The organism is Alteromonas alvinellae (assembly GCF_902705805.1).
The window spans coordinates 1-17,934 of sequence record NZ_CACSIH010000225.1 but is presented as its reverse complement, the minus strand read 5'-3'; the positions used below and the strand labels follow the sequence as shown (position 1 = coordinate 17,934).

General features: G+C 45.1%; 16 protein-coding genes. 12 read left to right on the top strand and 4 right to left on the bottom strand.

What is annotated here, in order from left to right; translation table 11 throughout:
- Nucleotides 1-241 precede the first annotated feature (241 nt).
- The 9 genes from ACX5KA_RS17675 to ACX5KA_RS17635 all read left to right on the top strand — a co-directional run bounded on the left by ACX5KA_RS17675 (nucleotide 242) and on the right by ACX5KA_RS17635 (nucleotide 10,321).
- Nucleotides 242-1,360, top strand: a complete 1,119-nt coding sequence (locus tag ACX5KA_RS17675; RefSeq protein WP_014977032.1) for a bifunctional tRNA (adenosine(37)-C2)-methyltransferase TrmG/ribosomal RNA large subunit methyltransferase RlmN — start codon at nucleotides 242-244, stop codon at nucleotides 1,358-1,360.
- Between the two features lie 24 nt (nucleotides 1,361-1,384).
- Nucleotides 1,385-2,572, top strand: coding sequence for a type IV pilus biogenesis/stability protein PilW (pilW, locus tag ACX5KA_RS17670; protein WP_039218139.1), 1,188 nt, complete (start codon nucleotides 1,385-1,387; stop codon nucleotides 2,570-2,572).
- A 6-nt stretch (nucleotides 2,573-2,578) separates the two neighbouring features.
- Nucleotides 2,579-3,616 carry a RodZ domain-containing protein gene (locus ACX5KA_RS17665; RefSeq protein WP_458731773.1) on the top strand — a complete coding sequence of 346 codons (1,038 nt, stop codon included), beginning with the start codon at nucleotides 2,579-2,581 and terminating at the stop codon, nucleotides 3,614-3,616.
- A gap of 8 nt (nucleotides 3,617-3,624) precedes the next feature.
- A complete protein-coding gene (gene ispG / locus ACX5KA_RS17660; RefSeq protein ID WP_039218134.1) occupies nucleotides 3,625-4,743 on the top strand; it encodes a flavodoxin-dependent (E)-4-hydroxy-3-methylbut-2-enyl-diphosphate synthase in 1,119 nt (372 codons plus the stop codon).
- Between the two features lie 82 nt (nucleotides 4,744-4,825).
- Nucleotides 4,826-6,109, top strand: a complete 1,284-nt coding sequence (gene hisS, locus ACX5KA_RS17655; RefSeq protein WP_458731772.1) for a histidine--tRNA ligase — start codon at nucleotides 4,826-4,828, stop codon at nucleotides 6,107-6,109.
- 12 nt (nucleotides 6,110-6,121) lie between these two features.
- Entirely contained in the window at nucleotides 6,122-6,742 is a 621-nt protein-coding gene (locus ACX5KA_RS17650) for a YfgM family protein (RefSeq protein WP_458731771.1), read from the top strand.
- Nucleotides 6,743-6,786: 44 nt separating this feature from the next.
- Nucleotides 6,787-8,046 carry an outer membrane protein assembly factor BamB gene (gene bamB / locus ACX5KA_RS17645; RefSeq protein ID WP_458731770.1) on the top strand — a complete coding sequence of 420 codons (1,260 nt, stop codon included), beginning with the start codon at nucleotides 6,787-6,789 and terminating at the stop codon, nucleotides 8,044-8,046.
- A 291-nt stretch (nucleotides 8,047-8,337) separates the two neighbouring features.
- Nucleotides 8,338-9,783, top strand: coding sequence for a ribosome biogenesis GTPase Der (der, locus tag ACX5KA_RS17640; RefSeq protein WP_039218126.1), 1,446 nt, complete (start codon nucleotides 8,338-8,340; stop codon nucleotides 9,781-9,783).
- A gap of 358 nt (nucleotides 9,784-10,141) precedes the next feature.
- On the top strand, nucleotides 10,142-10,321 hold the full coding sequence (locus ACX5KA_RS17635) for a hypothetical protein (RefSeq protein ID WP_039218122.1): 180 nt from the start codon (nucleotides 10,142-10,144) through the stop codon (nucleotides 10,319-10,321).
- Here the strand turns inward: ACX5KA_RS17635 and ACX5KA_RS17630 are convergent.
- Nucleotides 10,318-11,343 carry a hypothetical protein gene (locus ACX5KA_RS17630; protein WP_240485735.1) on the bottom strand — a complete coding sequence of 342 codons (1,026 nt, stop codon included), beginning with the start codon at nucleotides 11,341-11,343 and terminating at the stop codon, nucleotides 10,318-10,320. The genes ACX5KA_RS17635 and ACX5KA_RS17630 overlap by 4 nt on opposite strands.
- 147 nt (nucleotides 11,344-11,490) lie before the next feature.
- Nucleotides 11,491-12,843: an exodeoxyribonuclease VII large subunit gene (gene xseA, locus ACX5KA_RS17625; protein WP_039218116.1), complete on the bottom strand. Its 1,353-nt coding sequence runs from the start codon at nucleotides 12,841-12,843 to the stop codon at nucleotides 11,491-11,493.
- 100 nt (nucleotides 12,844-12,943) lie between these two features.
- Here xseA and guaB point away from each other — a divergent pair, with 100 nt between their 5' ends.
- The 3 genes from guaB (at nucleotide 12,944) to ACX5KA_RS17610 (ending at nucleotide 16,899) form a co-directional block, all read left to right on the top strand.
- Nucleotides 12,944-14,413: an IMP dehydrogenase gene (gene guaB / locus ACX5KA_RS17620; RefSeq protein ID WP_039218114.1), complete on the top strand. Its 1,470-nt coding sequence runs from the start codon at nucleotides 12,944-12,946 to the stop codon at nucleotides 14,411-14,413.
- A 70-nt stretch (nucleotides 14,414-14,483) separates the two neighbouring features.
- Nucleotides 14,484-16,061 (top strand): glutamine-hydrolyzing GMP synthase, encoded by a 1,578-nt coding sequence (guaA, locus tag ACX5KA_RS17615; RefSeq protein ID WP_014950157.1) that lies wholly within the window; start codon nucleotides 14,484-14,486, stop codon nucleotides 16,059-16,061.
- Between the two features lie 307 nt (nucleotides 16,062-16,368).
- Nucleotides 16,369-16,899 carry a tyrosine-type recombinase/integrase gene (locus ACX5KA_RS17610; RefSeq protein WP_458731769.1) on the top strand — a complete coding sequence of 177 codons (531 nt, stop codon included), beginning with the start codon at nucleotides 16,369-16,371 and terminating at the stop codon, nucleotides 16,897-16,899.
- Between the two features lie 311 nt (nucleotides 16,900-17,210).
- On the opposite strand, the gene ACX5KA_RS17605 is transcribed toward ACX5KA_RS17610, so the two are convergent.
- Together ACX5KA_RS17605 and ACX5KA_RS17600 are read right to left on the bottom strand one after the other, a co-directional pair.
- Complete coding sequence (locus tag ACX5KA_RS17605; RefSeq protein WP_458731768.1) at nucleotides 17,211-17,348, bottom strand: hypothetical protein; 138 nt, start codon at nucleotides 17,346-17,348, stop codon at nucleotides 17,211-17,213.
- An 85-nt stretch (nucleotides 17,349-17,433) separates the two neighbouring features.
- Entirely contained in the window at nucleotides 17,434-17,772 is a 339-nt protein-coding gene (locus ACX5KA_RS17600) for a hypothetical protein (RefSeq protein ID WP_222770667.1), read from the bottom strand.
- Nucleotides 17,773-17,934 lie beyond the last annotated feature (162 nt).

Below are 17,934 nucleotides of genomic sequence, written 5' to 3'. Positions count from 1 at the left end.
GCTTTGCTCGGCGCTCATTTAGGCAAGCTAAACCACGCTTCTCGCGCATCGCCAAACTTAACGTTTCTCTGCGTTAAATCGGCTTTTTCTCAAATCTCATCTGTGGTAAAATCCGCGCAAATTTTAATCAGCGTTTTTCTTTTTCTTAAATGTCGCTCAAGACATAGTCGAATTGCTGGTTTTTACACCGTATTCAGTAGTAAGAGGGGCATCCCTCGAAGGTAAAAGGGTCATCTTATTCATGGCAAAAACTAACTTATTAAACTTAAATCGCGAAGGCTTGCGCAATTTCTTCAAAGAAATGGGCGAGAAACCGTTTCGTGCCGATCAGGTGATGAAATGGATTTACCAGCACGGTATCAGCGATTTCGAGGAAATGAGTAACCTCAATAAAAACCTTCGCGCGATGCTCATTGAAAATTGCGAAATTAAAGCGCCTGAAATTGCATACTTTCAAGAAGCGAGCGACGGCACGATTAAGTTTGCACTTACCCTTGAAGGTGGTCAGGAAGTTGAATCTGTTTGGATCCCAGAAACTGACCGTGCAACGCTTTGCGTGTCATCACAGGTAGGTTGCGCGCTAGAGTGTACTTTCTGTTCAACGGCGCAGCAGGGGTTCAATCGTAATCTAAGTGTAAGTGAAATTATTGGTCAGGTATGGCGTGTAGCTACTTTCCTTGGTCTTTCAAAAGACTCAAGCAAACGCCCTATCACTAACGTAGTAATGATGGGTATGGGTGAGCCACTGCTTAACCTTAAAAACGTTGTACCAGCAATGGATATTATGTTGGACGATTTTGGTTTCGGTCTGTCTAAGCGCCGCGTTACGCTAAGTACATCGGGCGTGGTTCCAGCGCTAGATATGTTGGGTGACCAAATAGACGTAGCGTTAGCTATTTCATTACACGCACCCACCGATGAGTTGCGCAACGAAATCGTGCCTATCAATAAGAAGTACAATATCGAAGCCTTCTTAGCAGGCGTACGTCGTTATCTGGCCAAATCTAAAGCGAACCAAGGCCGTGTGACGGTAGAATACGTTATGCTTTCAAACATCAATGACAGCACTGAACAAGCGCACCAGTTGGCAAAGGTATTGAAAGACACACCTAGTAAAATAAACTTAATACCATTTAACCCTTACCCGGGTTCGCCTTATACATGTTCAAGCAATTCGCGTATTGATAGATTCGCAAAAGTGCTTATGGAATATGGGTTTACAACCGTTGTGCGTAAAACGCGAGGTGATGATATCGACGCAGCATGCGGTCAATTAGTGGGTGATGTGGTAGACAGAACGAAAAGAATGTTAAAAAAACAGGTGAAGGGCGAAGCAATTTCAGTAAAAATGGCCCAATAATCATTAAGATATTAGGGTAAGACTATGGTTGCGGGATTGCGAACTTCACTTAAAATTGGTTTTTTAAGCGCGATTATTTTCACTTCTGGCTGTGTCAGTAATAGCCAATCAGGGTTGTATGGCGGTAACTTCGATCACGAAGAAGCCGCCAAAACACGTATGTCACTTGGTCTTACCTATCTACAAAATAACAATTACACCCAAGCTAAAAAGAACCTTGATAAGGCGCTTGCGTTCAACCCACGCTCTGCAGATGTACAGTACGCGATGGCGTATTATTATCAGCTGGTCGGAGATAACCTTCGAGCAGAAGAGTACTATGAAACTGCTATCGACCTTGCGCCTGACAATGGCGATATTGCCAATAGTTATGGCGCGTTTAAGTGCCAAAACGGCGAGTACGAAAAAGCCAAAGCCTACTTCTTTGATGCTATAAATAATCGTCTCTACGCAAACGCGGCACAAACATATGAAAACTTAGCGTTGTGCGCGCAAAGCCAAGGTAAGCTAGATGAAGCAATCGACTATTTTCAAGACGCATTAAAACATCAGCCTGCCAGGGGCAAGAGCCTGTTCTTACTCAGTGAACTTTACACGGTTTCAGAGCAATGGGAACTGGCTGAATCTACGTTACGAAAATACGAGCGTGTTGCCAAAGTTACGCCAGACTCTTTGTGGTTAGCGTATGAAATAGCGAAGGGCAAAGGTGATGTGGAAAAGGCGACGGGATATGGTGAAATGATGGTATCTCTGTTTCCCGAAAGCGAGCTGACAAAGCGCTATATAGCTAAGCGTGATAGCATGCAAAGCAGGGTGGTTAAAACGGTCAAATCCTCTTCCTCTGAGCAGACGTCGAAACAATCTATTAGTGAACAAAGCGAAGCATTATCAGCTCAGCAAGCATTGAGCAACGGGGAAGCTGAACCAACGACATCCGATAAAGGCATTACAGAAGAGCAGAGCGCAGCCTCTGACGACGAACAAACTACGACTGCGCAAGTGAGAGCTGATGATAAAAAGATAAATGCTGAATTATCTGCGCAAAGTGATAAATTCCATGTAGTAAAAGAAGGTGAAAACTTATATCGTATTTCTCTATTGTACAATATCAGAATGACGACACTGCAAGAGTGGAATAACCTAGAAAATACTGGCGCTATTATTGCTGGTCAAACGCTTTGGTTAGTACCACCGAGTATGCAGGAGGAATAAGGTTTAATGGTGTCAGAAGAAAACGCGAATCAAGAAGTTACTTCGCAACAACAAGAAAACACGCCAAGTCCAGGAGCAATGCTAAAAGCGCGCCGTGAAACGCTAGGTTTGTCTCAACAAGATATTGCCGATAAATTATTTTTAAAGGTTAAACAAATCAATGATTTAGAAAGTGACGTGATAGATGCTAACTCATCGGTTACTTTTACAAAAGGCTATGTGAGAAATTATGCTAAACAATTGGGTATGAATCCTCATGAGGTTATTGAAGCGTTTGAACGCTTCCATAATCAAACATCTGTACCTTCATCTGATAAGCTACAAAGTTTTTCAAAACGTGTTGCAAAACAGACACACGATGACCGTTGGATGATGGTTACTTACGTGATCTTACTTCTCATCATTGCTGGTGTAGTGGTGTGGTGGTACCAACAGCCAAGTGACGATGCTGTTCCTGACCTGCCATTAGATGAAGCCGTCAAGAGAGAAGCCGCTAACACACCTATCCCATCGGCGCGCACAGATACCGACAAAGTAACTACTGACGCTTCGTCGTCGCAGGGGGATACGGCTGGAAACAATCAGCTAGACACGGGTGCGAGCAATAGTTCAAACTCAGAAACCAGCGATGCGTTCAGCGACCAAGATAGCGGTTTTAACCAAGACGGTAGCTTGAATGATGGTGCAATCTCAGCACCCGATACAGAGGTAAATGATAGCAATAACCTAACCGCTCTGGTTAATTCTGCGAGTAGTAACGAACCCCAACCCAACCTTAATGTGAATAGTCAGTCTGACGCAGCGCCAATTGCTATGGTTTTCACTTTCGACGATGACTGTTGGGTGAATATTAAAGACGCGTCAGGTGAAGCGATTGCCTATGGGGTTAAACAAAAAGGGCGTGTGATGGAAATTCAGGGTGTTCCTCCTGTTGAAGTTACGCTCGGTGCACCGGATAATGTGCGCATATCAGTTAACGGTGACGCTGTTGATATCTCTTCATATCAAAATGGTAAAACAGCTCGCTTCGTACTTCCTTTATAGGTAATTAGATGTTTGCAGAAAGCCCTATTAAACGCAGAAAGTCTACGCGTATTAATGTAGGTAACGTTCCCATTGGTGATGGTGCGCCCATTGCCGTCCAGTCAATGACAAATACTCGCACTACAGATGTTGCGGCGACTGTCGACCAAATAAACCGTATTGTTGCAGTGGGTGGTGAGATCGTTCGAGTTTCTGTTCCCACAATGGAAGCGGCTGAAGCGTTTAAAGAAATTAAAAAGCAAGTGAGTGTGCCACTCGTTGCAGACATTCACTTTGACTACCGGATTGCACTGAAGGTCGCTGAATACGGCGTGGATTGCCTGCGTATTAATCCAGGTAATATAGGCAACATGGAGCGTGTACGCTCTGTAGTTGATTGTGCAAAAGATAAAAATATTCCAATCCGCATTGGTGTAAACGGTGGCTCGTTAGAAAAAGATTTACAAGAGAAGTACGGGGAACCAACGCCAGAAGCGCTGGTTGAATCCGCAATGCGCCATGTAGACATTCTCGACAAGCTTAATTTCGACCAGTTTAAAGTTAGTGTTAAAGCATCTGATGTTTTTCTTGCAGTTGGTGCATACCGCTTGCTTGCAAAAGAAATCGACCAGCCGCTTCACCTTGGTATTACTGAAGCAGGTGGCCAACGTGCTGGTGCTGTCAAAAGTGCAGTGGGTCTTGGTATGCTTCTGGCTGAAGGTATAGGCGATACGCTTCGTGTTTCACTAGCGGCCGACCCAGTAGAAGAAATTAAAGTAGGTTTTGATATCTTGAAGTCACTGCGTATTCGCTCGCGCGGTATAAACTTTATTGCTTGCCCGAGTTGTTCACGACAAGAATTCGATGTAATCGGCACGGTGAATGCTCTTGAGCAGCGATTGGAAGATATTCTTACGCCAATGGATGTCTCTATCATCGGTTGCGTGGTTAACGGCCCAGGCGAAGCAGAAGTGTCTGATTTGGGCCTCACTGGCGCACGTAACATGAGTGGCTTATACGAAGACGGTAAGCGCGTTAAAGAACGTCTTCCCAACGACGATCTAGTGGATAAGCTTGAAGCTAAGATTCGCGCCAAAGCATCGCGTATGAGTGAACAAAATAAAATTCAGGTCTCGGTTAAAGACTGAGACATTTTTTGTTCATTGTTGTTTATTCCCAAAGCCCCTATAATGCGGGGCTTTTCACTATTTAGCAGTATGAGAATTTCACGTGGCTAAGACTATTCAGGCAATTCGAGGCATGAATGACTGCCTACCGGAGGTTTCCGGTACATGGCAGAAGGTAGAATCTGTACTTCGTCAGGTTGTGGCGAGTTATGGTTACCAAGAAATACGTACTCCCATCGTTGAAAGCACCGACTTGTTCAAGCGTTCTATCGGTGAAGTTACCGATATCGTTGAAAAAGAAATGTATACCTTCGAAGATAGAAATGGCGACAGCTTAACGCTACGTCCAGAAGGTACGGCAAGTTGCGTGCGCGCAGGAAACGAACACGGCTTATTGTACAACCAGCAGCAACGCCTGTGGTACATGGGGCCAATGTTCCGTCATGAACGTCCACAAAAAGGGCGTTATCGCCAGTTCCATCAGTTCGGTGTAGAGACCTACGGTATGGACGGTCCTGACATCGACTTAGAAGTTATTCTTCTTAGTGCACGCTTTTGGAAAGCTTTTGGTATTGAGCAACACGTAAAACTTCAAATAAATACGTTAGGTTCAAATGAAGCGCGTGCTGCATATCGCGATACGCTGGTTGAATTCTTAAAACAGCGCGCAGATCAGCTAGACGAAGATTCACTACGTCGACTTGAAACGAATCCACTTAGGGTACTTGATTCAAAGAACCCTGATGTCCAAGCTGCGATTGCCGATGCGCCAGCCCTAATCGATCATCTTGATGAAGAATCTAAAGTACACTTTGAAACCTTGTGTTCGCGCTTAACGCAAGCAGGCATCGAGTTTGAAATAAATCCTCGACTAGTGCGCGGATTAGATTACTACAACCGTACGGTGTTTGAGTGGGTGACAGATAGCCTGGGAGCTCAAGGTACAGTGTGTGCTGGAGGCCGTTACGATGGCTTGGTAGAGCAACTGGGCGGTAAAGCTACGCCTGCGGTTGGCTTCGCTATGGGCATTGAACGTTTGGTACTGTTGCTAACCACGTTAACCGAAGAAGGTCAGGACTCAAGTTTCGCAGACGTTTACGTAACGGCGATGGGCGAAGAGGCACAGTCATACGCTATTGAGGTAGCAGAGCATCTTCGAAATACGCTTTCTAATACACGCATAATGATGCACTGTGGCGGCGGCAACTTTAAAAAACAATTAAAGCGTGCTGATAAAACAGGCGCACGTTTAGCGCTGCTTTTAGGCAATGACGAAATGCAGTCTCGCGAAGTAGGTGTTAAACCACTGCGCGATGGTCAAGAACAAGTTACAGTCAGCTTCGATACCTTATCTGATAAGGTTGCAGAGATGCTGAGCGCAAAATAAAAAGAGGACATCATGGAACAGTTCGCAACAGAAGAACAACAAGTAGAAGCGATTAAACGTTTTTGGAAAGAGCACGGTACTGCAATTATTGTCGGTGCAGCGCTTGGTCTAGGTGGCCTGTGGGGCTGGAGAGCGTATTCCGAAGCGCAGATTGAAAATAAAGAAGCAGCATCGGTAGCGTACCAAAATGCTGTTGAAACATTTGGTACAGAAGATAGTGTAGCCAAGGTTAAGGCCTTCATAGAAGAGAATAAAGACAGCGGCTACGCAAGCATTGCCAGCCTTCTTGCTGCTAAGCAAGCGGTAGATGCCGGTGATTTAGATGCTGCAGCTTCTCACCTAAATAGCGTTGTAACTTTTGCCGAAAATGATGAATTGAAAGTGCTTGCGTCACTTCGTTTATCGCGTGTGCAAATTGAAATGAACCAGCTGGACGCGGCGTTGTCTACGCTTAGCAATGTAACAAATGACGCATTTTCAGCAGAAGTTTCTGAATTAAAAGGCGATGTTTATCAAAAACAAGGCAAGTTTGATGATGCTCGCTTGGCTTATTCAAATGCGTTAGAAAAAAATGCCAACAATCCGCTTTTACAAATGAAGCTAGATAACCTGTCGGTATCTGCTGCGCAATAAGCGAAAGCCTTAGGGCTGGTATAAATAATAAAGAGGTACGCAATTTGTTTCACAACACGTGTGGCCGTAAAGGTCGATTCGCTCGCACGATAGGTATAGCACTGGCAGTGTCTATCACAATGTCTGGCTGCTCTACTATTTCAGACTGGTTTGCAGATGACGAGGAATTAGAAATTCGTCGTTTAAAGCCTATTGAGGCTAAGTTTACGCCTGAATTGGTATGGGACCGTGATATTGGTGATGGCGTTGACCGCTACTTCTCTCGCCTTCGTCCTGTGTATGCTTACAACAAGCTTTTCGCCGCCGACCGCCACGGTGTGGTTGTCGCGATGGAGCCGGAAACAGGAAAAGTATTGTGGGAAAAAGATTTCGCACAGTTTCGTTCAGAAGGCATGTTAAGTTCGGTAACTAAACTTTGGCGTAGTGGTGAAACCGCGCGTATTGGCGGTATTTCTGTTGCAGATAGACACGTATTTATTGGTACAGAAAACGGGTACGTTGCTGCAATGGACGCTGAAACCGGCGAGCTTGTGTGGGAAGCGACGGTACCGGGAGAAATTTTAGCTGCGCCGGCTGCAGATGAAGGTATTCTTGTTGTTAATACCGGTGCAGGCAGCTTGTTTGGTTTTAATACCCGTACCGGAGAGCAAATGTGGCGACACGAGGGTGACACGCCCCCGCTAACACTACGCGGCATCTCTGGCCCAATTGCGTCTAATGGTGGCGCTATCGTGGGTACCCCGACAGGTAAGATTCAAGTAAACCTTATCGAAACCGGCGTACTTGCATGGGAAACAGTAATTGCAACGCCTTCTGGTGCAACAGAGCTAGAACGTATTGTTGATATCGATACTACGCCGGTGCTTTATGGCGGTACGATTTATACAGTCTCATATAATGGCACCTTGGCAGCAGTAGAGCTTCGTTCAGGTCGCGTTATTTGGAAACGTGAATACGCATCGTTTCGCAATCTGAATATCGATGGAAACAAAATTTTTGTCGTAGACAACAACTCTAACATATATGCCCTTGATAGACGTAACGGCGTAGAATTGTGGTCTCAAGGTTTACTTAAAAAACGTTCGCTAACAGCTGCTACCCCGGTGGGAGAGTACGTTGTTGTGGGCGATAACTGGGGCTTTTTACACTGGATTGAGCAAGAATCTGGAAAAGTCGTTGCTCGGTTAGACGTAGGTGGCGATGATGAAGATGATGCTATTTTTGCAGCACCAGTTAACGTTGACGGTAATGTCATTGCAGTGACCAGAAATGGCGAAATAGTGTCAGTACGTATACCGAATTAGTGGTATAGCGACATTTCAATTTCCAAAAGGCGTTACAAGTAGAATTTGTAACGCCTTTTTTATAACTTGTTTCACTTATCGCTGGGCATAACATCGCAACGAAGAGTGTTCATTCTTCGTCGAACTGAACTCATTGGTATTAGGTAGTGAACAAGGTATAATGCGCCTATTCTCAAGAGCCTCATAACTAATCACCTATCGTTAGAGAAAGAATATTCCAGACGTAATTTGTAGTACATGGTGTATGTGGCTTGTGCTTTTTTCGCTTTCATGACCCCTAGGATCTGATAAATGTTACCCGTTGTTGCTTTGGTTGGCCGCCCTAATGTTGGCAAATCAACCTTGTTTAATCGCCTTACCAATACCCGAGATGCACTAGTTGCAGACTACCCAGGGTTAACTCGCGACCGTAAATACGGCCAAGCGAAGTTTGAAAAGCGCCAGTTTATTGTTGTTGATACCGGCGGTATTACAGGTGATGAAGAGGGTATTGATGCTGAAATGGCACAGCAGTCTTTGTTGGCGATTGAAGAGGCTGATGTCGTTTTATTTCTGGTTGACGCTAGAGCAGGTATGTTGCCGGCTGATCAGGGAATTGCTGATCACTTAAGACGCATAAACAAAAAAGTATTTGTGGTTGCGAACAAAGTTGACGGCATTGATGGCGATAGCGAAAGCGCAGAATTCTACTCGTTAGGTTTAGGTGAAATAAAGCAAATTGCAGCGGCCCATGGTCGCGGCGTTAGTCAGTTGTTACAAGATGCCCTAAAACCGCTGGAAACTGACTTTCCTGACATGGAGATTGTCGACGAGGAACCTGAGGAAGAAGAGGATGCTGAAACACAGCGTCAGCGCTTACAAGCGCTGCCTATCAAACTTGCTATCGTAGGTAAACCCAATGTAGGTAAGTCGACACTAACGAACCGCATTCTTGGTGAAGAGCGCGTGGTGGTATTCGACATGCCTGGCACCACCCGAGACAGCGTGTACATTCCAATGGAAAGGGATGAGCGAGAATATATCCTAATTGATACCGCGGGTGTAAGAAAACGCAGAAAGATCAGTGAAGCGGTAGAGAAGTTTTCTATTGTTAAAACCCTTCAGGCCATTGAAGAAGCTAACGTAGTACTATTGGTTATTGATGCCAGAGAAGGCATTACCGATCAAGACTTGAGTTTACTCGGGTTTGTCCTCAATTCAGGGCGCTCTTTGGTTGTGGCCGTAAACAAATGGGATGGGTTGAGTACAGATGTTAAGGATGATATCAAGCGAGAGATGGACCGCCGTCTAGGCTTCATAGATTTCGCAAGAATTCACTTTATATCCGCGCTTCATGGCTCTGGTGTGGGCAACCTATTTGAGTCTGTGCAAGAAGCGTATATGAGTGCGACTAAGCGTATTAATACTGCTCTGCTCACACAAATTATGGAAATGGCGCAGGATGACCATCAGCCGCCACTTGTACGCGGTCGTCGAGTGAAAATGAAATATGCCCACGCAGGCGGTTATAACCCACCGGTTATCGTTATTCACGGTAACCAAGTGGATGACTTACCAAGCTCGTACAAACGTTTCTTGATGAATTATTTCAGAAAAGCGCTAGAAATTATGGGTACGCCTATCAAAATAGAGTTCAGAGAAGGCAACAACCCGTTTGAAGGTAAAAAGGCTAATTTAACCTTAGCGCAGCAGCGCAAGCGTCGCCGTATGATGTCTTACTACAAAGATAAAAAGTAGCCTTTTTAAGGATAGGGCGCTATTTCTGACCAAGTGGCGATAGCGTCCATGCTTTTACACTACTCAATTTCCCCACTATTGTGGCATGATGAAATCCCCAATTAGACTCGCTGTAGCGTGAATTGCATTTTGCCAGTCGTATTCAACTCTACGGTTTTCTTGATTTAATCTGCTAGGTCATTATTACACTTAGGTTGTATTCTTTTCCTGCTATTCCCACTTTCTCTTAGTTCACATATTCAGTCATTTATAGGTACGTACCTTTGAATTCGGGAGGTTACCACGAATGTGAAATTTGGAGCTGTTTTTGCAGACACTAACTGTTTAGCAGGCAGCCAGCAGTGTTTTGGGAGATAAAGTGTCAGTAGAAAAATTGGTTAAAGTCGCCTCACCACTTCAAAAAAATCAAATGTATAACTGGTTTGATAGGTATAAACCAAAAGAGCAGCAAAAAGTATATATTCTCACCGCCAAAACAGAAGAAAAGCCAACGTTGAGTTTGCCGCTAGTTAAACGACGTTCTGCGAAAAAAGCTTAACGCGCTCTTTCCAAAAGCAGAGAGCGAACCTTTTTCATCATTTCAGACTCTTGCGGAACTTCTACGTTAACAATCAATTGATTGACAATGTTGTCTGAAAAGTCAGGAGGAAAAGTCGTAGACACTTTTACGATTTTATCTTGTAGCTTAAAGACATAGGTTGTCGCGTAAATTGTTGGTGATGTTTCAGATGTCGCGCTCAGCCCCAATCTCCATCCTCTTAATGCGCTGTTAACCTCGTAGCGTGAGGCTGGACTGATTTGAGACAAAGTTAACTGCTGTAAATCGGCTGTAGCACTAGCTCTTTGCAGATCACTTTCTAGTTGCTTAGGAAGTAGCTCGTTTTCATCTGAAGAAAGCTGATCTAAAAAGGGATATACGGTGACATCAACGAGCGCATCTTCAAACTCAGGGTGTATATAGCGAGTAATTGCGCCGTTAAACGGGTCTGGATATAACTGAGTATCTAATTTAGTGAAGTCGCCAATGGCGTTTGGTACCTGTAATCCACCCTTATAGTCGCTAGCTTCTAGCGCATCGAACAAAAACTGGCTGGTAAATAATCCAGAGTTTTTGGCATGTTGAATCCAGCGGGCAATCAACGATTGCGCTTCTTCCTCGGCTAAAGCGGTTTCCGTTTTCACATCTGTGTTTTCTAGAGCACTGGCATCAAATGAAGATGAGTCAATTTCTATCCCTCGCCATTGTAGAGTGAATTCTGCAAATTGTTTTGCGTGCTGTCGATGCATGCCAGGCGCTGCGCCAACGTTAGCAATCAATAGTTCGTAGTCGTTTCCTTCGCCATAAGGAAACAAATGACTGAATTCTCCTGATTCGCTTAGGAGTTTAATAAAGCTGTCGGGCGAAATAGCATCTTCAAAACACAAATTAGTGGATTGAGAAGAATTAGCTTCGCTTAATGCTCGCTGGGCTCCACAAGCCCTGAGTAACGTCTCGCTTGGGTAGGTTGAAAAAACAGAGACAGGTTGATTGACCATAGAAGCAAAGGTGAAGTCAGGCACTAGTAATAGTACAAAAACGCACAAAGGTGTCAAAATTTTTGATACAGCGAACCGCTGTGACTTTAGGCTCCAAAATGCACAGGCCCGCTGGTAAATACTGGAAAAGGAAAACGCGTTTACATGAACGGGCATAATACTTAAGGCTACCTATTGCCGTTGAATGTGTGTCACTGTACTGGTTATTTCTCCGTCAGTCACCCGAGATTTTATCTCATCACCTACATTTACTTTATTCACGCTATTAATGGCTGCTTTGTCGGACAAAGTAATGCTGTAACCACGGGCGAGCGTTGAAAGAGGACTTACGGATTGTAAGAGGCTAACTTTACCACCAAGTTCATTTTTTTTGCTTCTAATGAGTGTATTCATGCTTGATAAGAGCTTGGTGCTAGCGTAATTCAGTTTGTCTTTTGCACGCGCCACGTTTGCTGATGGCGATTGTTTGTTTAGCCTGTAATCAAGACCTTGTAATCGCTTCTCTGCTTTTGCCAAGTCGTTTTGCATCTTATGCGCTAAACGAAGTTGTAGTCTGTCTAACGTTTGCCACTGCGATTGGATGCGGCTTTGTGGATGCAACGCATTTAGCCGTTGTTTCTTTAAAACAAGCTGTTGTTTACTCGTTTGAAGGTACTGATGTATTGCCCTTGCTAAGCGCTGTTTTTGCTGACTTAGCGTTTGGTAAAGAGCGGCAGAATCCTGACTTAAGATTTCGGCAGCAGCAGATGGGGTAGGGGCGCGAACATCGGCGACGAAGTCACTAATGGTGAAGTCTACCTCATGGCCTACGGCGCTAACTATGGGAAGGGCACTTGCAGCGACTTCTCTTGCCAAGCTTTCATCATTAAAACACCACAAGTCTTCTAATGAACCGCCGCCTCGCGTAAGTAACAGCACATCCACTTCTGCGCGGCGGTTAGCCGTTCTCAACGCATTAATTAACTGTAAAGGTGCGGTTTCACCCTGAACCATCGACGGATAAACAATGATTTCGGTTTGTGGGCTGCGTCGTTTTAATACACTTAATACATCGTGAAGCGCTGCACCGCTTGATGAAGTTATTACGCCGATGCGATTAATACGTTCAGGTAGCGCTCGCTTGTTAGCAGTATCGAACAAGCCTTCATTGTTGAGTTTGAACTTTAGGGCTTCGAACGCTTGCTTAAGCGCACCTTCGCCATCGCTTTCCATGTGTTCGACAACCAGTTGATAGTCGCCGCGTGCTTCGTAAAGGCCAACCGACGCTCGCACTAAAATTTTGTCGCCTTCTTTAGGGCGAATGCGAACATTGCGGTTTGATCCCTTGAACATGGCCGCGCGAACTTGGGCTTTGTTGTCCTTCAGCGTGAAATACCAATGCCCTGATGCGGCTGCCACAAAGTTTGATATTTCAGCCGATAGCCAAATAAGGCCAATTTCGCCTTCCAGTACGGTTCTGGCTAAGCGATTTAGCTTGGTAACTGTTAAAATTTGTCGAGACGTAGATGGCGAATTTGTAAACATAAAAAAAATCACTGGGTTTAATACATTTAGAGTTTACCTGAAAACTAAAAAACACTACAATTGCGCCGCAATTAACCCTCAACTGAATAGGTGTTGTTGCATGCTACGTATCATCCAAGAAGCCCTGACGTTCGACGATGTGTTGCTGGTTCCCGGCCACTCGACCGTCCTCCCTCACACAGCCAACTTACAAACACGCCTTACGCGTGGCGTAACGTTAAATATTCCAATGGTGTCTGCTGCCATGGACACGGTTTCTGAAGCCCGTCTAGCTATTGCGCTAGCCCAAGAGGGTGGTATTGGTTTCATTCATAAAAACATGAAGCCCGAAGAGCAAGCCAAACACGTACGTGAAGTTAAGAAATACGAAAGTGGTGTGGTATCTGACCCGGTAACGGTTGAAGAGAATGCGACCATTGGTGAAGTTATCGCGCTTTCTAAGCGTCTTGGTTACTCTGGCTTCCCGGTGACTGACAAAGATAATAACCTAATTGGTATTGTGACAGGCCGCGATCTTCGCTTTGAAAAGCGTTTGAATTTGCCTATTAGAAACGTAATGACCGGTAAGGATGATCTGGTTACCGTTAAAGAAGGTGCAAGCTCTGATGTGGTGTTAGACCTTATGCACGAACACCGCATTGAAAAAATTCTTGTTGTCGACGACGCGTTTAAGCTTACAGGCCTTATTACTGTTAAAGACTTCCAGAAAGCAGAAAACAAGCCTAACGCATGTAAAGACTCGCTTGGTCGCCTACGTGTTGGTGCTGCGGTAAGCGTTGGCCCAGGTACTGACGAACGTATTGCACTACTTGTAGATGCAGGCGTTGACGTTCTACTTATCGATACCTCTCACGGTCACTCACAAGGCGTTATTGACCGTGTTAAGAAAGTACGTGCTGATTATCCCGATGTACAAATTATTGCGGGTAACGTTGCAACGGGCGATGGCGCGAAAGCACTTGCCGAAGCCGGCGTAGATGCTGTTAAAGTGGGTATTGGCCCTGGTTCAATTTGTACTACTCGTATCGTAACCGGATGCGGTGTGCCTCAAATTACTGCGGTATCAGATGCAGTAGAAGCGCTGAAAGATACTGACATTCCAGTTATCGCTGACGGCGGTATTCGTTTTTCGGGTGACATTGCTAAGGCGTTGGCTGCTGGCGCAAGCTGCGTAATGGTTGGCAGCATGCTAGCAGGTACTGAAGAAGCGCCAGGGGAAGTAGAACTTTTCCAAGGCCGTTATTACAAGTCATATCGCGGTATGGGTTCACTAGGCGCTATGGATCAAAGCCACGGTTCGTCAGACCGTTACTTCCAAGATTCTGATAACGCTGAGAAATTGGTACCAGAAGGTATTGAAGGCCGCGTAGCGTACAAAGGTCCAATTGCTAATATTATCCATCAGCAAATGGGCGGCTTGCGCTCAGCCATGGGCTTAACGGGCTGCGCAACGATTGAAGAGCTCAATACCAAGGCACAATTTGTGCGCGTAACTTCAGCCGGAATGGGCGAGAGCCATGTTCACGATGTAAGCATTACCAAAGAAGCGCCAAACTACCGTTTAGGTTAAGGCGACCGACGACTGCGAGGCTGGTACTACACCAGCCTTTGTTCTTTTATTTAACGGGTAAAAATAAAACATGACCACAAATATCCACGACCAACGCATACTTATTTTGGATTTTGGCTCGCAATACACGCAGTTGATAGCACGTCGTGTTCGCGAAATAGGCGTTTACTGTGAGCTTTGGGCTTGGGATGTGACCGAAGAGCAAATCCGCGAATTTAATCCACAAGGGATTATTCTGTCAGGTGGCCCAGAGTCAGTAACCGAAGAAGGCTCGCCACGCGCGCCCGAGTACGTATTTGAAGCTGGCGTGCCAGTGCTAGGCGTGTGCTATGGCATGCAAACCATGGCACAACAGCTAGGTGGTGGCGTACTGGGTTCAGACAAGCGTGAATTTGGTTATGCGCAAGTAGAAGTGATTAAGCCAAGCCCGCTGCTGGATAAAATTGAAGATGCCATAGGCGATAACGGCGCGGCGCTGCTTGATGTATGGATGAGCCACGGCGATAAAGTAGCAGCTATTCCCGAAGGTTTTGAAACCATCGCGCAAACCGCTTCATGCCCACATGCTGCAATGTATAACGCAGAGAAGCAATTCTATGGCGTGCAGTTCCACCCTGAAGTGACTCACACTCGCCAAGGCATGCGTCTATTAACTCACTTTGTGATGGACATCTGTAAGTGTGAAAAGCTCTGGACAGCTGGCGCAATTATTGACGATGCCATTGAGCGTATAAAAGAGAAAGTGGGCGATGAAGAAGTTATTCTTGGCCTTTCAGGCGGTGTAGATTCTTCAGTAACAGCTATGCTGCTTCACCGCGCGATAGGTGACAAACTTACTTGTGTGTTTGTAGACAATGGCCTGCTTCGCTTAAATGAAGCTGATCAGGTAATGGAAATGTTTGGTGACCATTTCGGTTTAAACATTATCCGTGTAGACGCTGAAGAGCGTTTCCTTGATCGCCTAAAAGGCATTGAAGATCCTGAGCTTAAACGTAAAGCTATTGGTAATGAGTTCGTTCGTGTATTTGACGAAGAAGCGGGTAAGCGTGAAAACGCGAAGTGGTTAGCGCAAGGCACCATTTACCCAGACGTTATCGAGTCTGCAGGTTCTGCAACCGGTAAAGCGCACGTAATCAAATCGCACCACAACGTGGGCGGCCTTCCAGAAGATATGGAGCTAGGCCTTGTTGAGCCACTGCGTGAACTCTTTAAAGACGAAGTACGCAAAATCGGCCTTGAGCTAGGTTTACCGTACGACATGCTTTACCGTCACCCGTTCCCTGGTCCGGGTCTAGGTGTTCGTGTACTTGGTGAAATTAAGAAAGAATATTGCGACTTACTGCGTCGCGCTGACGCTATCTTCATTGAAGAGCTATATGCAGCTGATCTATACCAAAAAGTAAGCCAAGCGTTTACCGTATTCCTCCCAGTGCGCTCAGTAGGCGTAATGGGTGATGCGCGTAAATACGACTGGGTGGTAAGCCTTCGCGCAGTAGAGACTATCGACTTTATGACGGCTCACTGGGCTCACTTACCCTACGACTTTCTAGGTAAAGTGTCGAATCGCATTATCAATGAAATCGATGGCATTAGCCGTGTGGTTTACGACATTTCTGGTAAGCCACCTGCTACAATTGAGTGGGAATAATCCTCCTTTAAGAAAGGTCTGGCATTAACAGGCACTAAATCATACCTAAGTCCGCGTAATTGCGGACTTTTTTTGTTTTTGACTTAGTCATTTTTGGCAATGTCTGGCAACGCCAAGCACGGTTTGACCGTGGTATTTTGATGGGTATGATTCATCGGTAATGCCATGGATTACGCCCGATACCATGCTGAGTGTTTTTGATGGGGCATGGTATTGAATTTTTATATCTATCTGTTTTGTAATGATTAATATCTAGTTTTTTAGAGGTTTTTCAGCATGGTATCAAACAAGAATAATAGGTCGAAACATGCTGACTGATACCAAGCTACGCAATCTCAAACCCAAAGATAAACTATACAAAGTCAATGACCGTGATGGCCTCTATGTTGCTGTGACCACTGCGGGTTCTATCTCATTTCGCTACAACTACTCGATCAATGGCAGACAAGAAACCATTACCTTTGGTCGCTACGGAGTAGGAGGCATCACGTTAGCAGAAGCGCGTGAGCGTCTCAATGAAGCGAAGAGAATGGTTACTGATGGAAAGTCACCGGCCAAAGAGAAAGCCCGTGCGAAGGCGAGAACGAAAGATGCTGAAACCTTTGGTGCCTGGGCTCAGAAATGGCTGCGTGGTTATCAGATGGCCGACTCTACCCGGGATATGCGTCGCTCAGTCTACGCCCGAGAGTTAGAGGGCAAATTTGGCAATCAGAAGCTGACCGAGATCACCCATGAAGATCTGCGAGCACTGACTGACGCGATAGTAGAGCGTGGAGCGCCCGCAACGGCTGTACATACGCGTGACATTCAGAGTTTACAAAGCAATGCATATTCCTAAAGGTAAGGAAGATGGCGTACTACAAAAATTTGTTAATGAAACCTTCCATATTGAGAACGAATATGTCATGCAATTGAATCCGCATAAATTTGATAATGTTCCCGAGTATGTTGTTCTTGAGTGTGAGAGGGTCCTTGCTGGTGACTAATTCATAATCCTAAAAATTTAATCACGGTATGAATGTAAACCTCCCCTTATTATGTATGTAACTAATTAGGTGGGAGATTTACACTAGCAAACAATGGGGCAAAAATGTTTCAGCCCGATCAGGCTGAAACGAAGATGGACAGAAACGATTTAGATAAATAGACCTAAATCGTTTCTACAAGATGAGAAAAAGCATCTTGAAACCTTAAACACTTGTTACTCAGTTCTTCACTTACACCTAGCTTTTCAATTAGACGCCTAAGCCAAATTAAGTCCAAATCAGATGGTGTAATTACAGGCATAGTTCTCTCCTAGCTTATAACGCCAGTAGCGCGTGCGGCTTTTCAGTATAGGCGATGCCGCAACGGAAAAGGCGTCGCTGTGTATTTACTTGTACCTGCCTTTCTTAGATTTAATTACCTCAATAACATTATTGTGTTTTGAACCAGGAATTAAGTCTTTGAGGTGAAGAACGCCATCGCTAGAGTACTGTAGGTGGACTCTCCAACCTGAAATTTTATCCACGTCAGCCCTATAAATAGACTGCTTAATTCCAGTAACTTTATGTAAACGGGTAACTGGAAACTCCCTTCTTTTGTGACACTCGTTGTCTTCTAACTCTGCCAGTGCCTCTAAAAATTTGAGACGGTGCTTTTCGTCCGGGAGGACTTTTTGCGCATCGAAGATGACTCCGTATTCATCTAAGAGAGATTTTATCTCAGCCATTATCGCTCTCCTCAGGACGGAACTGCTGATAGAGGGATTCGGCGATTGAGTTAAAGGCCCGTTCCATATCATCATGCTTCACAACTCGGAAGAGCGTGATAACCTTTTGATCAAAAAGAGGATCTGCCTCAATGTAAGCGTCATTAAATCGACCTCTATTTT

Excerpts from the sequence above, each read along its gene's own strand:
- xseA (WP_039218116.1), bottom strand. The coding sequence starts at position 12,843 with ATGTTTACAAATTCGCCATCTACGTCTCGACAAATTTTAACAGTTACC.
- guaA (WP_014950157.1), top strand. The coding sequence starts at position 14,484 with ATGACCACAAATATCCACGACCAACGCATACTTATTTTGGATTTTGGC.
- guaB (WP_039218114.1), top strand. The coding sequence starts at position 12,944 with ATGCTACGTATCATCCAAGAAGCCCTGACGTTCGACGATGTGTTGCTG.
- ACX5KA_RS17650 (WP_458731771.1), top strand. The coding sequence starts at position 6,122 with ATGGAACAGTTCGCAACAGAAGAACAACAAGTAGAAGCGATTAAACGT.
- ACX5KA_RS17600 (WP_222770667.1), bottom strand. The coding sequence starts at position 17,772 with ATGGCTGAGATAAAATCTCTCTTAGATGAATACGGAGTCATCTTCGAT.
- ACX5KA_RS17610 (WP_458731769.1), top strand. The coding sequence starts at position 16,369 with ATGCTGACTGATACCAAGCTACGCAATCTCAAACCCAAAGATAAACTA.
- pilW (WP_039218139.1), top strand. The coding sequence starts at position 1,385 with ATGGTTGCGGGATTGCGAACTTCACTTAAAATTGGTTTTTTAAGCGCG.
- ACX5KA_RS17675 (WP_014977032.1), top strand. The coding sequence starts at position 242 with ATGGCAAAAACTAACTTATTAAACTTAAATCGCGAAGGCTTGCGCAAT.
- ACX5KA_RS17665 (WP_458731773.1), top strand. The coding sequence starts at position 2,579 with ATGGTGTCAGAAGAAAACGCGAATCAAGAAGTTACTTCGCAACAACAA.
- ACX5KA_RS17605 (WP_458731768.1), bottom strand. The coding sequence starts at position 17,348 with ATGCCTGTAATTACACCATCTGATTTGGACTTAATTTGGCTTAGGCGT.
- der (WP_039218126.1), top strand. The coding sequence starts at position 8,338 with ATGTTACCCGTTGTTGCTTTGGTTGGCCGCCCTAATGTTGGCAAATCA.
- ispG (WP_039218134.1), top strand. The coding sequence starts at position 3,625 with ATGTTTGCAGAAAGCCCTATTAAACGCAGAAAGTCTACGCGTATTAAT.